The following is a 14,062-nucleotide window of genomic DNA, read 5'->3' as shown; positions in this document are numbered from 1 at the left end:
CTACGATTCCAGTCCGTTATGATTGTGCCGAGAAGCCATTTCACACGATTCATCCTTAAGCTCCACCTCTATGGTATAATGCGAGAACGGGTATTTCTTAAGCAGGTCTTTTACCCTGCGCTTGGCTTCAAGCACTTCTGTAAAACCGGTAACATTGTTTAGTTTTATATGGGCTGTAAACACATGGTTCTCTCCCTCAAGCGACCATACATTCATGTTATGTAATGATGCGATATTAGGTATTGCCAGTATCTCCATTTTAATTTTCTCCGGATCGATACCTTCGGGTGTGCCCTGTAAGAGTATCACAAAAGTTTCCCTAAGCCTTTTTATAACATTATATAAGATGAATAACGTTATAGCCAATGATAATGCCGGATCGAGATACGGTGCATCGGTAAACATCATTACTATAGAAACAACAAGTACCGCAGCCCAGCCTAAGACATCTTCGATTAAATGCCAGCTTACTACCCTTTCATTAAGTGATGTTCCATGACTGAGCTTAAAAGCCGCATAACCGTTTACCGTGATGCCTATAATGGCAAATATCAGCATACCCTGAGCATCCGATGGTTCGGGGTGAAAAAGCCTTTTAACAGCCTCTATAATTACATATACAGATCCGCCAATTAATATTACGCTGTTTATAAGTGCGCCCAAAATAGAGAAACGGCTATAACCGAAAGTGAATTTGTTGTCGGCTTCTCTTTTAGAGCGGTTATGCAGGTACCACGATATCCCCAAAGAAAGACTGTCGCCAAGGTCATGCAAAGCATCTGATAGTATCGATACACTATTCACATAAAATCCACCTATAATTTCGAGTATAGTAAAACCAAAATTGAGAAAAAAAGCAACTTTTATATTTTTAGCAGAGGTATGATGGTGCGAATGGCTATGGCCGTGGGAATGATCGTGTGACATTACACTGTATTTTATATAAAAATACGAAACATACTAATAGCCAATACCTAAATAAAACAAAAAAAGGGTGCTCCCTTATGAAGAAGCACCCTTTTATCAAAGTACAAAACTAACCTTTATATTTAATTGAAATCAAATCTTATGCCAAGAGACAAATTATTCTGATCTATTTCGTTGCTACTGAAAACTGGCTGTAAATCGTACTTAGCATAAAGGCTCACTTCGCCGTAACCAATATAGGCACTTACACCATAAACAAAGTCGTTTACATTAAAATCGCCTCTGGTTTTATTTTTTACAGTATTACCATCCTCATTTTCATATTTAATGATCTGTTTTTCTTTTATGTTAGCACCCACATAACCTCCAAGTCCAACTCTAAAGCTATTATGTGACGGATAATATGTTTTATCGCCGTTTACTTTTTTCTTAGTAAAGTCAAACTCTAAATGTACCGGAACTACAATGTTTACATAGGTAAGACGTGAAACATCCAGATCAATCCCCGATGCAGCTAAAACTGTTTTGTTTCCGTCAAGAACAAATATCCTGTCATCAGTCGGCCTAAGATTGTTGTACTGAAATGACAAACCATATTTTAAGTGAAGTAAGTTATTTGTTTTAAGCAGTCTCGTATTCCAGCTAACACCCCACTCATAAAAATCAGACCTCCACTTATAGTTGTCGGTATCCACTTCTCCATCGGCAACCAGGCGGTTAACACCTAAAGCAAATACAAACTGCGATGTTGTTCTTTTATATTCTACCACACGAACCTTTGTAGTATCATCATCCGTTTCGTATTTCCAACTAAAGCCCGATCTTCTTCTTGTAACAATTTTACCGTCTACTTTGTCTTTTACAAGATCAGACAGTTTTTGTTCCTCTACCGCAACAAGAGTTTCAATTTTCTTTGCACGCATTTCGGCAAGTTGCTTTTTTTGCGTTTCTGCCTGCTGTGACGTTAGCTCTTTATTTTCCTGCTTAATGTTTATAGCTTCCACCTCAACCTTAAGCGAGTCTTTTTGCTGTTTGGTAATTGTCTCAATATTTTTTGAGATTTCTTTAGCCCTGTCTTCAAATGTTACCGGCTTTTCCTGTGCTGATAGTTTCGTTGCAAGAAGGCATAGCAGTCCCGCAACATAAAAAGTTACTGTTTTCATGTTTGATGATATTAATTTATGTTTCTGTTGATTATTACTCGTGGTTCCTGTTGGCTACCGCTACTTTTACAGTATTAAAGCTTTTTACAACTCCCTGAAAAGTCTTGCTTCTGTAGCTCTCTGTAAGTTCCCCCTCTACCGAAGACAGTAGTGAATTAGGGTCTACTTTTACAGTTGATCTCTTCTTTGGAGCAGCATTATCCGACACCGATGCTAATAACGTTTCGGCATCTTTATCCTGTATTATATTTTGTGGCTCTTTAGCATCTGTTACTGCAACTTGCTGCTGAACCGGCACTACTTTTATTATCTTATCTTCTTTTATTACTGCTGCTTTTGATTTCGGAGTTTTAATCACTTCCTGTTTTTTCTCTGTAACAACAACCTCTTCTTGTACTTCGGGAGCTACTACTGTAGTGGTGTTTATTGCCGGTTGTGTTACATTTTCCGGTTGGCTATCTGTAGTTACAACACCATTCTGGTTATTTTCTAAGCCATTACCCTGTTTTTCCTGTTTTAAGAACAGCGCCCCTACAAGAAGAAAAACCAAAAGGCTTGCCGCCATATACATCCAGGTTTTGTTCTTTTTCGGTTTTTTATTCTCTGCAACCGATAGCATGGCATCCAGCCTGTCCCATGCCATTTCAGAGGGCTGAATCCTTCTTTGCTCCAGCTTTTGTTTAAAATCCTGCTCTATATTATTCGGTTCCATTTTCATAATTCTTTAATTTGTTAATCTGCTCCTTCAGCATCTTCCTTGCATGCGATAATTGCGATTTTGATGTTCCTTCATTAATCCCCAGCATCTTTGCTATTTCCTGATGTTTAAACCCTTCAATCGCATAAAGGTTAAAGACCATTTTGTATCCGTCCGGCAGGCTGTCTATAAGCGTTTGTATATCTTCTACCGAAAACTGACTCTCAATATTATTAAAGGTGTCTTCTACATAATATTCATCTTCCAGAAAACTTACCTTTTTTTGTACTCTTATATAAGAGATACATTCGTTAACCATAATCCTGCGTATCCATCCTTCAAAGCTGCCTTTATGTTCAAAGGCTTTAAGATTGGTAAACACCTTCATAAAAGCCGTTATCATTATGTCTTCTGCCTGCTGCACATCTTTTACATATTGCCGGCATATGCTCAGCATTTTCGGTGCATGCTTAGAGTAGATCTTTTGCTGGGCGTGGCGGTTGTTCGCCGCTGCCTGGGCAATGATGTCTTTCTCTTCCTGATGTAAGGCTATTACTTTCAAAACGGTTTGGTTATTGGTTGGTTGCGGCTATCATTTTACATTACTACCCGACTTCTATAAACATAGACGAGATGTGTTTAAAAATGGTTGCATGAATATATAAAAATAATTGAAAATATTTTAAACAAAAGCGTAACACACTGATTTACAAAGAAAATAATTAAAGTAAAAAGAATAAAAAAAGCCATCCCTTTGGGGATGGCCTAATAAAAATATCCAACTAAAACTATTTCTTAATGAATTTATGGGAGCTTTGTGCGCCATTTACTGTGGTATTAATCATATAGACACCGCTTTGTAGCTCACTAACATTTAAAGTTGCAGCATTTGTGTTAGGCGAAGTTTCTAAAACCTGCTGCCCTAATACATTGTATATAGCTACTTTTTGTATTGCATCTCCAGCTTCAAGCGTAATTACATCGCTTGCAGGATTCGGATACACAAGCATCTGCGCTTTAGCAAATTCTTCTCTTCCTGCAGTAGTGCCATTACTAAAGTAAATGTTATCTGCAAATATGGTAGCTCCGCCCTCGCTTACAAATACAAGCTGAGAAATATGCTCTTTACCTACAAGTCCTGTAAAGTCAGCTATAGGAAGCGCCAGCGTAACCCACTCTCCCTGAGCCGGTGCATCTACAGTATACTCTCCTGTAGAATCATCTGCTCCACCATCATAAATACCATTAGCTCCGAAATCAACTATTTTTACTGTAAACGTTGTAAAGTCTGCAGACCATACATGCATATTAAAATGTGTCATACCGGTAAGGTCCACCTGGTTTGCAATACCAATATCAGTACCTACAAAGCCCATTGCGGCATATTTTTTTGTTGCATTGCCTTCAATTTCTATATCTGTCATAGTACCTAAAGACCAGTCGGTCTTCCAGTTTTCTACTTCCTGATTGGTGTATGCTCCGCTAAACAATGATTTTACCTGTGCCTGAGGCAATGTTGGGGTTGGGGCAGCCGTCATTGGTTCAGAGATTACAACTTCTTCCGAATTAAAGAATACATTATCTACATATACGGTAGAAGATCCGTTACTAGAAATTATTAGTTGAGACAGATGCTCTCTCCCTGTTAGGTTTGCAAATGATGTTAATGGTATATGGTATGTAATCCACTGTCCTTGTACCGGGGCTTCGTATATAAGTTCCTGTTCAGAATCATCACCACCCTGAAATTCGTTGTCAGCACCAAAGTCAACCAATTTAATCCTTAGCTGTGTAAAGTCAGACGACCATACATTAAGGTTAAAATGTGTCATCTCAGAAATATCAAGCGCATTTGGCCCAACAGTCTCTATACCGTTAAAGCTTAAATTACTATACTTTTTAGTCGGGTTGCCCGCAATTGAAACTTCTTCGTAAGTTGCCTGAGACCATTCTGTATTCCAGCTATCTACAGGAACATTGGTATATACACCACTAAATAGTGACATTACATTCGCAGCTGCAATAGTAGGATCCGGTGCTGCAATTGCAGGCACTACAGGCGCAGGTGGCGCTTCGTTACTAAAGTAAACGTTATCTATAAATAATGTAGAATTGTTATCGCTAACTAATATAAGTTGCGATATGTGTTCTTTAGATAGCAACGTAAAGCTCGACATAGGTATTTTTAATGTATGCCATGCACTTTGGCTGAGTCCGGCAAAATTTACCTGAGATTCAGAATCATCTCCGCCCTGAAATGCGTTATCCGCACCAAAGTCAACAAGTTTAATTCCAACCGTAGTGAAGTTAGGTGACCATACATCTATATTAAAGTAGGTCATACCAGTGGCATTAATCTGATTTGGGTTTACGGTTTCAATGCCTACAAATCCCATGTTTGTGTATTTCTTCATATCGTTACCTGCTACAGCAACCTCTTCAAGTATTCCTTCCGACCAATCGGTGCGCCATGTATTAACCGGCACATTGGTGTAGGCTCCACTAAAGAGAGAGATTACATTTGCAGCTGGTGCAGTAGGATCTGACTGTCCCGCTGCAGGTGTCTGTGCATTCAGACTCCCTATTAAAGCAAATGGCGCTAAAAGGGCAAAGTAAATTTTTTTCATAAATGTTTGTCTTTATAAGGTTGTAGGATAAAATTATAAACATTTTAACCCCACAAGTAATAAATTGACAATACAAATACTATACAAAAACGAATTTGATTTTTATTTAGATTAAAAATTACCAAATCCCTAACAAAACAAGAAGCAAGAGAAAATAAGCGATATTGCGAAACATACACCTACAACGATGTTGTTGTGGTAATGTATAGTTAAAAACAAGAAAAATTAAATAATGATGTATGAGAAGAACAATCTAAAAATCTATAATTTAATTAAATTATATCTTTCTTTCAATAACATAGTTAACCATAAGCACTAAAGCATCTTTATAAACAGATGCCGGATAATCCGCTAAAAGCAGTAGGGCCTCTTCACGGAATTTAGCCATACGCTGTTCGGCATAGGTAAGTCCGTTCTTTTTCTTTACAAAATCAATAACTTCCTTAACCCTCTTCTTATCCTTGTTATGATTCTTAACTGAATTGATAACCCACTTCTTTTCTTCTTTAGTGCAGTTATTTAATGCATAAATAAGCGGAAGTGTCATTTTCTGTTCTTTGATATCTATACCTGTTGGTTTGCCTATAGCGTCATCGGTATAATCAAAAAGGTCATCTTTAATCTGGAAAGCCATTCCTATAAGTTCACCAAATTTGCGCATTTTCTCTGTATGTTCCCCATCAGGATCTACAGAGCAGGCACCCAGTGAACAGCAGGCAGCAATAAGTGTAGCTGTTTTTTGGCGAATAATTTCGTAGTATACATCCTCGGTAATATCAAGCCTGCGTGCTTTTTCAATCTGTAAAAGCTCACCTTCGCTCATCTCGCGAACCGCTACAGATATTATCCTAAGCAAATCAAAATCGCCATTATCAATAGAAAGCAGTAATCCTTTAGATAAAAGATAATCGCCCACTAATACGGCAATCTTATTTTTCCATAAAGCATTGATAGAGAAAAAGCCCCTGCGCCTGTTGCTGTCGTCTACAACGTCATCATGTACAAGTGTGGCTGTGTGGATTAGTTCAATTACCGATGCACCTCTGTAAGTACGTTCGTTTATGGTACCGCCGCTTATCATTTTAGCGGTAAGAAAAACAAACATAGGGCGCATCTGTTTCCCTTTCCTGTTTACTATATAATAGGTAATCCGGTTAAGCAACGCCACTTTAGAGGACATAGCATCCTGAAACTTTTTTTCAAAAAGTTCCATTTCTTCAGTAATGGGCTGCTTAATTTGCTCGGTAATCTTCATTGCGCCTCAAAGATAACAAAAGCCATGAATACGCCCAAGCCGTAAAAGGTAAAGTTTACGGTATTATTGTGCAGGAGATGCAGCTTCATTCTTGTTAGCCAGCTGACCACAGGCAGCATCAATGTCTTTTCCGCGGCTGCGGCGTACTTTTGCAACAATATCGTTCCTTTCCAGGGCTCTTATGTAAGCATCTATGGTTTCAGGATCAGCTTGTTGAAATTCTCCATCGTCAATCGGGTTGTATTCAATAAGGTTTACTTTACACGGCACATACCTGCAAAACTTTACCAAGGCATCAATATCGATTTTACGGTCGTTAATACCTTTCCATACCACATACTCATAGGTAACGCGGCTTTTTGTTTTGCTGTACCAGTATTCCAACGATTCACGAAGGTCTGCCAACGGAAAGTTCTGGCTAAAAGGCATAATCTTAGACCGTACCTCATCTATAGCAGAATGCAGCGACACAGCAAGCTTAAAGCGAACTTCATCATCTGCAAGCTTTTTTATCATTTTAGGAAGACCCGATGTAGATACGGTAATACGTTTAGGCGACATACCCAAACCTTCTGGCGAGGTTATCTTTTCGATAGCCTTAAGCACGTTATTGTAGTTCATAAGCGGCTCGCCCATACCCATAAATACAATGTTAGAAAGCGGCCTATTATGATACAAACGGCTTTCACTGTCTATAGCTGCAACCTGGTCGTAAATTTCATCGGGATTAAGGTTACGCATACGCTTAAGCCTTGCAGTAGCACAAAAGTTACAGTCAAGGCTGCACCCCACCTGGCTGGATACACAGGCAGTAGTACGGGTTTCGGTAGGTATAAGTACAGATTCTACAACAAGTCCATCGTGAAGGCGCACAGCATTCTTTACAGTACCGTCGGTACTCTTCTGCATTTCGTCTACATGAATGTGGTTAATAACAAAATTATTCTCCAGCATTGTCCTTGTAGGCTTGGCAACATTGGTCATATCATCAAAACTATGGGCATTCTTGCTCCATAGCCATTCGTACACCTGGTTACCGCGGAATGCCTTATCGCCATTTGCCACAAAAAAATCACGTAGTTGTTCTTTTGTAAGCGCCCTTATATCTTTCTTCTCCGTTTGCATGGTGCAAAGGTAATAACTATTTGTCAAATATCAATTTACCCCGCCCGATACTAAAAAAAGCTCTGTGCTGTTGCAATTGCAACAGCGCAGAGCTTTTAAATTATATTGAAGCAATTTACTCTTTAACCAGATTCTGACTTATAGATTTACCCGAGGCATCGGTAATTTTAACGATGTATATTCCGTTTGCCTTACCCGACAGGTTGATTGTATTGTCGCCAAAAGATAAATTGCCGTTTGCAATTACCTGTCCAAGCATTCCATAAACAACATATTGTGCATCTGCCTCAATGGCTACATTGTAAATACCGTTAGATGGGTTTGGATATACTTTTATTTCATTTTTCACAACTTCATCTAGAGATACTGTACCTACCTCTTTGTAATTAACCGATTGTGCATTGGTGTTCCCCGGATCAAGCCAATTGCGAAGCCTTGTACTATTTGTACCTCCGCCCGTCCATGACTGGCCAAACCTTCCGTAAACATCATACCCTGTATTAGGAAAAGACCCGCTGCATTCTGACTCACCACCGTAAAGCTGACCTATTATCCTTCCATTATTATCAAACAAAGGCGATCCAGAAGATCCACCTTCTGTAACGCCCATGTCCCATTGTTCAACCTCCCACATCAGGAAATTATCTCCATTATATATTGCCGGGGCGTCAAAATCCCTGCTCACCTTCATTATGTCGCCTGATGGATGGTGTATTCCAAAGGTAGATGAGGGCTTAGTTTCACTTCTAGACCATCCTGCATATACCAAATTCCATGTAGATGGCATATTTGCCGTTATTCTTAGAAGGCAAAAATCTGTAGTTTCACTTCTCGCTCTTAATTGTGCACCGCTTACAGTTTCATAATAATTTTGCGAATTCGGTGCTCCGGTATTAATCGTTCCACAGATAGGGTTTTCCCTTATCCAGTTAAAGCGGAAAGCCCATTGCGTTACATCCTCACCCTCCGCACAATGGTTGGCCGTAAGGAAATAAGGTGTTCCATCATTCGTTGTGTTATTTATAAGCGCACCGGTACAAAAACTGTTTCCGTTAACAATAATTAAGCCTATCGCTTTTTTATTTATATTCTTAAGGCTATTGATTTCGGGCATGTCACAATTTACATCATAGTGGCAGTCGCCGGATTCATTCAAATCCCAATCAGGCAACTTTTCATAATTTCCAACCGACCTGTATCCGTGAACTACTTTAAATACCTCTAGCTTACCCTGGCCTTTTACAGCCTTAGGCTCGTAATATTCTATAACCACGTCATCACCGGTTACCAACCACGTACCTAAAACCCTTCTTTCACTGTTTTGCGCCTCGTCATAAGCACCAAGTAAATCGCTCCTGTCATTAGCATACAAATATACTTTAGCACCTTTAGGCATATAAAAATCGCTAAACAAAAAGTTCATAGTGCGCGCACCGGCAGATGAATAGCGTATTCTCCATATCCTGTCGCCGTTATCAAGTTCATTCCATACCCCACTGTTTTCAAGGTTGTGATCTACTAAAAATTCGTAACCATAACGCCATGGTTTATTTTTACCCACATCATTAATCTTGTCTTCGGCCTGTAACTTTTGAAAATCAATTTCCGGCATTACCTCTGCCCTCATCTCTTTTGCTTTAGCAATTGTAGCCCAGCTTGCAGGCTTACCTTGATTTGTAACCTGCCCATAGCTTAATTGCAACACGAACAGAAACAGCATAGTAATTTTCAACTTCATAGAAAGCTTTTTTTAAGAACATAAATTTAAACGTTTTGCCGATAATTTGTTACATTATTTTATACTTATCAATAACAATTAACATAGGCCGCATTTATTACCTTTGTAAAAAAACAACATAATGCATTTTATATCGGAAGAACTGGAAGATTATGCTGCTTTTCACAGCGAAAATGAGCCTGAACTGTTAGCTGCTTTAAATAAAGAAACACACCAGAAAATACTACAGCCGAGAATGCTCAGCGGCCATTTTCAGGGAAGGGTGCTTAGCATTATAGCTAAACTTGTAAATCCGCAGCACATACTAGAAATAGGTACTTACACCGGCTATGCCACACTTTGCCTTGCAGAAGGACTACGCAAAGACGGCACACTGGATACTATGGATGTTAATGAGGAATTGTATGATTTTCAGCGCAAATACTTTGACCTTTCGCAGTGGAAAGACCAGATCACGCAACATTTAGGCCAGGCACTGGATATAATTCCAACGCTTAATAAGAAGTTTGACCTTGTTTTTATTGATGCTGATAAAGAGAATTACATCAATTATTTTAATATGATCGTACCCCTTATGAACAAAGGTGGCATTATATTATCTGATAATGTTTTGTGGAGTGGCAAAGTACTGGAACCTGTAAAAGCCAACGACAAAAGCACTAAAATTCTATTAGAATACAATAAACTACTGAAAGAAGACCCAAGGGTAGAAACAGTATTATTACCCATTCGTGACGGGCTCACTGTTAGTAGGGTTATCTAATCGTTCTTTTTCTTCCGGGAAGAATCTGTTTCTTAAATATACGTAAAGCTTAAGTACAAGCCAACCTGTGAATATGCCCCATGCATAGCCCAAAAGTATGTCTCCCGGGTAATGCAGGCCAAGGTAAATTCGGCTGTAAGCAAATATAAGCGGCCATATAAAAAAGAAGCCCATATATTTTAGGTAAGGCTTTAATACATGATATAAAAAGAAAGCGGCAGCCATAGAATTGGAAGCGTGCCCTGATATAAAACTGAATGATTTTCGGTGCTGAATAGCCCTGATGATTCCTGCAATCTCGGGGTTATTGCCCGGACGCAGCCTTTGGAAACTGTTTTTAAACAGGTTTGTTGTCTGATCTGTAAAAGCAATTAAAACCGCAACCATACCTACTACGAGCAACGCATGACGCCAACCCAGCCTTTTAAAAGTAAGGTAGGCTATAATTGCAAATATGGGTAGCCAATTTACCTGTTTGGTTATAAACAACCAGAAAGGGTCAAAAAATTCAGTTCCAAGGGAATTAAGGTATACAAATACATCTCTGTCCAGTTCTATAAGTCTTTCAAGCATATTATCGGATACGTTTTATAGGGCCCGACATATCTTCAACATCTTCTTTTATCTTATCGATCTCACCTTTTATACTATCTGAAGTATCGTTGGTACCGTTACCAATTTCGTTAAAGCTTTTCTTTATCCCGTCTATATCGGCACTTTTATGAATTTCGCTTTTAATATCGTTTGTAGCATCCTTAAGCTGCTGCATACCTTTACCAAGTCCGCGCGCGATTTCCGGAATCTTATCCGATCCGAAAAGCATAAGTACGACTATTATAATGAAGAAAAATTCTCCTCCTCCTATTCCAAACATAGCTCAAAATTTTAATATACAAATGTAATTATAAATTACGTTTTTAAACCCCGAACGGTTTATGTTTATAGCCCAATTAAAGCTATTTTAACGTTAACAGCCTCAATTAGCCACCAAACTTATCAAACTTTGCATTGCCTTCAGCTGCAGGCCACACGTTATTGGTAACATCTACATCGGCAGTAAGCAACTTAGGATCGACAATAATTTTAGTTACTTTTTTACTTGTAGCAAACACCCTCGATGCCGTTTGATTGTTCTTTCTCCATATTTGCACCGGGAAAGTAAACGTTTCGGTAGTACCGTCTTCATACGTAAGCTCGGCTATTATCGGCATCAGCATATCACCCGGCTTGTTAAACGTTACCTCATAAAAATAAGATGGTGATTTTAGTTTTGCCCTCTCCTCTCCTGTAAATTTCTCTGTAATATAATCGTCAAGCAGTTTCACCTCTTTAAGATCAAGTGCTTTCTTATCGCGTTTTTTCACATCGTATGTATCGGGCACCATATACACAAATGGACCTTTCTCCTGCCCGAACCTGCCTTTTTTAATGTTCACCTCTTTAACGCTTTCAGGCTGTTTTTCGGTTACGTAGTATTGTTTTACGTCCTGAATACCCAGATCTACATAATCTGTAGTATAAAACCAGCCTCTCCAAAACCAGTCAAGGTCTACCGCAGATGCATCTTCCATAGTCCTGAAAAAATCTTCAGGGGTTGGGTGCTTAAACTTCCAACGGTTAGCATAGGTTTTAAAGGCATGGTCAAACAATTCCCTGCCCATAATTACTTCACGCAGTATATTTAAACCTGTAGCCGGCTTAGCATACGCATTGCTGCCAAACTGATGGATAGATTCAGAATTCGTCATAATTGGCTCCAGAAACTTCTGGTCGCCGCTCATATAGGGAACAATCTTAGACGCAGGCCCACGTGACGACGGATAATCTGCCGAGTATTCCTGCTCGGTTAAATATTGTATAAAAGTATTAAGTCCTTCATCCATCCAGCTCCACTGTCTTTCGTCAGAATTAACAATCATCGGGAAGAAGTTGTGCCCAACCTCATGGATGATCACACTCATATTTCCCCATTTTATCCTGTCGCTTACAAATCCTTTTTCATCAGGGCGCCCGTAGTTCCAGCATATCATTGGGTATTCCATCCCCTGGTCTTCTGCCGAAACAGATATAGCTTTAGGATAAGGGTAATCAAAAGTATATTTAGAATAGGTTTTTAAAGTGTGCGCTACCGTTTTAGTTGAAGTATCACCCCATAGCGGATTGGCTTCTTTAGGATATAACGAAATTGCCATTACCGTTTTCTCTGAAAGCTTAACGGCCATAGCATCGTAAATAAACTTCCTTGATGTAGAAAAAGCAAAATCCCTTACGTTCTTAGCGTTAAATTTCCAGGTTTTCTTCTGGGTAGCAAATCCTTTTTCTGATTTTTCGGCTTCCGCCTGAGTTACAATCACCACAGGCTTATCATACGATCTTGTTGCCTGTTCGTAACGCTTAAGCTGATCTGCCGTAAGCACTTCAGCCCTGTTCATAAGGTCGCCGGTACCATCCATGATATGATCGGCAGGGACAGTAATATTTACCTCAAAGTTTCCAAACGGCAAAGCAAACTCGCCTGCACCCCAAAACTGCATGTTCTGCCAGCCTTCCACATCATTGTATACCGCCATTCGCGGATAAAACTGCGCAATTACATACAGGTTATTATTGTCTTTATCAAAATGTTCGTAACCCGAGCGCCCACCAACTACACGGTAGTTATTAATATTATACCACCATTTTATAGCGAATGAAATTTTACTACGTGACTTTAACGGGGTAGGCAGATCAATACGCATCATGGTTTGGTTAATGGTAAACGGCAATGCTTTGCCATTAGCATCCTGAACATATTCTATATTGAAACCACCCGCAAAACCTTCTTCCAGGTAACGGCGTGAAAATGCATCGGCATTATACGCCTGATCCATCTTTTGGCTGTCTACCAGTTTAGATTTTGAATCTTTAGCACTTTGGTTCTGGTCCAGCTGAATCCATAAATAGTCTAAATCCTCGGGCGAATTGTTATGGTAGGTAATGGTTTCTTTACCAAACAGCTTTGTATTCTTATCATCCAACTCAATGTCCATCTTATAATCGGCCTGCTGCTGATAGTAAGCCGGCCCGGGAGCTCCCGATGCTGTACGAAACATATTTGGCGTAGCCAGCAGATCGTACATCTGGCTAAATTTATTGGCATCCTTATGGCCTGGTTCGCGTTTTTGCACAGGTGTTTCCTGAGCCGTCATTTGAAACACTGCCAGTACCGATAGTATATATAAAGTCTTTCTCATAACCGTATTTTAAAATTCCAGCAAGCCAGTTGTTTCTCCACTAGTCAGTAACAGACTTTTTTTGTTACCCTTTACTTTGGCATGAATTATATTTTGCTGGTCGTCAAACATTTCTAATAATGTGGTATTTGTTACCTCAACAGATTTCACTGCGCTTTCGGCAGGTATGGTGTAGTAACAGATAAGAATATCGTCTTCTATTTCCTTGCCTAAAAATTTCACAGCTTTTTCTTTGCCGTTTATCTTAACGCGCATTTTTTCGCCAAAATATTTAGCCAGGTAATCATTTGCGCCTGCTACTTCGGTTGAAGTACCAAGATAAAAATTCTTTTTATACTTTTTCACAAACGCCGCTTCAAGGTCGTCTACAAAAACACGGGAGGTTACCTGAATAACTTTTTTTGACGGCACATAGTCCATCTGAAATACGGCAACATAGTACTTGTGCGCAGTCATAGACATACACAATACCATAATTAGTATAAGAGACGAAAATGTGATAACTTTTCTCATTCGCCCCAAATGTAATAAACT

13 protein-coding genes are annotated in these 14,062 nt (G+C 39.3%); 1 reads left to right on the top strand and 12 read right to left on the bottom strand.

The window, feature by feature from the left end:
* From ALW18_12740 to ALW18_12705, 8 genes are all read right to left on the bottom strand, one after another.
* Positions 1 to 927, bottom strand: coding sequence for a cobalt transporter (locus ALW18_12740; protein ID AOE53313.1), 927 nt, complete (start codon positions 925 to 927; stop codon positions 1 to 3).
* A 122-nt stretch (positions 928 to 1,049) separates the two neighbouring features.
* Positions 1,050 to 2,090 (bottom strand): hypothetical protein, encoded by a 1,041-nt coding sequence (locus ALW18_12735; GenBank protein AOE53312.1) that lies wholly within the window; start codon positions 2,088 to 2,090, stop codon positions 1,050 to 1,052.
* A gap of 34 nt (positions 2,091 to 2,124) precedes the next feature.
* Positions 2,125 to 2,802, bottom strand: a complete 678-nt coding sequence (locus ALW18_12730) for a hypothetical protein (GenBank protein AOE53311.1) — start codon at positions 2,800 to 2,802, stop codon at positions 2,125 to 2,127.
* Positions 2,789 to 3,349 (bottom strand): RNA polymerase subunit sigma-70, encoded by a 561-nt coding sequence (locus tag ALW18_12725; GenBank protein ID AOE53310.1) that lies wholly within the window; start codon positions 3,347 to 3,349, stop codon positions 2,789 to 2,791. Before ALW18_12725 ends, ALW18_12730 begins: the two co-directional genes overlap by 14 nt.
* Before the next feature lie 226 nt (positions 3,350 to 3,575).
* Entirely contained in the window at positions 3,576 to 5,414 is a 1,839-nt protein-coding gene (locus ALW18_12720; GenBank protein AOE53309.1) for a hypothetical protein, read from the bottom strand.
* A gap of 277 nt (positions 5,415 to 5,691) precedes the next feature.
* Entirely contained in the window at positions 5,692 to 6,669 is a 978-nt protein-coding gene (locus ALW18_12715) for a polyprenyl synthetase (protein AOE53308.1), read from the bottom strand.
* A 63-nt stretch (positions 6,670 to 6,732) separates the two neighbouring features.
* The gene (locus ALW18_12710; GenBank protein ID AOE53307.1) at positions 6,733 to 7,794 is read right to left on the bottom strand and encodes a 23S rRNA (adenine(2503)-C2)-methyltransferase; all 1,062 of its coding nucleotides are present in this window, start codon (positions 7,792 to 7,794) and stop codon (positions 6,733 to 6,735) included.
* A gap of 115 nt (positions 7,795 to 7,909) precedes the next feature.
* Entirely contained in the window at positions 7,910 to 9,532 is a 1,623-nt protein-coding gene (locus ALW18_12705; GenBank protein ID AOE53306.1) for a hypothetical protein, read from the bottom strand.
* Between the two features lie 121 nt (positions 9,533 to 9,653).
* On the opposite strand from ALW18_12705, the gene ALW18_12700 reads away from it, so the two are divergent.
* On the top strand, positions 9,654 to 10,295 hold the full coding sequence (locus ALW18_12700; GenBank protein AOE53305.1) for a methyltransferase: 642 nt from the start codon (positions 9,654 to 9,656) through the stop codon (positions 10,293 to 10,295).
* Here ALW18_12700 and ALW18_12695 read toward each other — a convergent pair.
* The 4 genes from ALW18_12695 to ALW18_12680 form a co-directional block, all read right to left on the bottom strand.
* Positions 10,254 to 10,868 carry a phosphoesterase gene (locus ALW18_12695; GenBank protein AOE53304.1) on the bottom strand — a complete coding sequence of 205 codons (615 nt, stop codon included), beginning with the start codon at positions 10,866 to 10,868 and terminating at the stop codon, positions 10,254 to 10,256. The two genes, ALW18_12700 and ALW18_12695, sit on opposite strands and share 42 nt — an antisense overlap.
* 1 nt (position 10,869) lies before the next feature.
* Positions 10,870 to 11,169: a Sec-independent protein secretion pathway component gene (locus ALW18_12690; protein ID AOE53303.1), complete on the bottom strand. Its 300-nt coding sequence runs from the start codon at positions 11,167 to 11,169 to the stop codon at positions 10,870 to 10,872.
* 106 nt (positions 11,170 to 11,275) lie between these two features.
* Positions 11,276 to 13,483, bottom strand: coding sequence for an aminopeptidase (locus tag ALW18_12685; GenBank protein ID AOE53302.1), 2,208 nt, complete (start codon positions 13,481 to 13,483; stop codon positions 11,276 to 11,278).
* A 54-nt stretch (positions 13,484 to 13,537) separates the two neighbouring features.
* Positions 13,538 to 14,041: a hypothetical protein gene (locus ALW18_12680; protein AOE53301.1), complete on the bottom strand. Its 504-nt coding sequence runs from the start codon at positions 14,039 to 14,041 to the stop codon at positions 13,538 to 13,540.
* Positions 14,042 to 14,062: the final 21 nt, after the last annotated feature.

It is taken from the genome of Flavobacterium psychrophilum, assembly GCA_001708385.1.
GTDB lineage: Bacteria > Bacteroidota > Bacteroidia > Flavobacteriales > Flavobacteriaceae > Flavobacterium > Flavobacterium psychrophilum_A.
This window is presented reverse-complemented; position numbering and strand designations above follow the sequence as displayed.

Bases quoted from the DNA above. Each gene is read 5' to 3' on its own strand.
- ALW18_12740 (AOE53313.1), bottom strand. From the start codon at position 927: ATGTCACACGATCATTCCCACGGCCATAGCCATTCGCACCATCATACC.
- ALW18_12735 (AOE53312.1), bottom strand. From the start codon at position 2,090: ATGAAAACAGTAACTTTTTATGTTGCGGGACTGCTATGCCTTCTTGCA.
- ALW18_12730 (AOE53311.1), bottom strand. From the start codon at position 2,802: ATGGAACCGAATAATATAGAGCAGGATTTTAAACAAAAGCTGGAGCAA.
- ALW18_12720 (AOE53309.1), bottom strand. From the start codon at position 5,414: ATGAAAAAAATTTACTTTGCCCTTTTAGCGCCATTTGCTTTAATAGGG.
- ALW18_12715 (AOE53308.1), bottom strand. From the start codon at position 6,669: ATGAAGATTACCGAGCAAATTAAGCAGCCCATTACTGAAGAAATGGAA.
- ALW18_12710 (AOE53307.1), bottom strand. From the start codon at position 7,794: ATGCAAACGGAGAAGAAAGATATAAGGGCGCTTACAAAAGAACAACTA.
- ALW18_12705 (AOE53306.1), bottom strand. From the start codon at position 9,532: ATGAAGTTGAAAATTACTATGCTGTTTCTGTTCGTGTTGCAATTAAGC.
- ALW18_12700 (AOE53305.1), top strand. From the start codon at position 9,654: ATGCATTTTATATCGGAAGAACTGGAAGATTATGCTGCTTTTCACAGC.
- ALW18_12695 (AOE53304.1), bottom strand. From the start codon at position 10,868: ATGCTTGAAAGACTTATAGAACTGGACAGAGATGTATTTGTATACCTT.
- ALW18_12690 (AOE53303.1), bottom strand. From the start codon at position 11,169: ATGTTTGGAATAGGAGGAGGAGAATTTTTCTTCATTATAATAGTCGTA.
- ALW18_12685 (AOE53302.1), bottom strand. From the start codon at position 13,483: ATGACGGCTCAGGAAACACCTGTGCAAAAACGCGAACCAGGCCATAAG.
- ALW18_12680 (AOE53301.1), bottom strand. From the start codon at position 14,041: ATGAGAAAAGTTATCACATTTTCGTCTCTTATACTAATTATGGTATTG.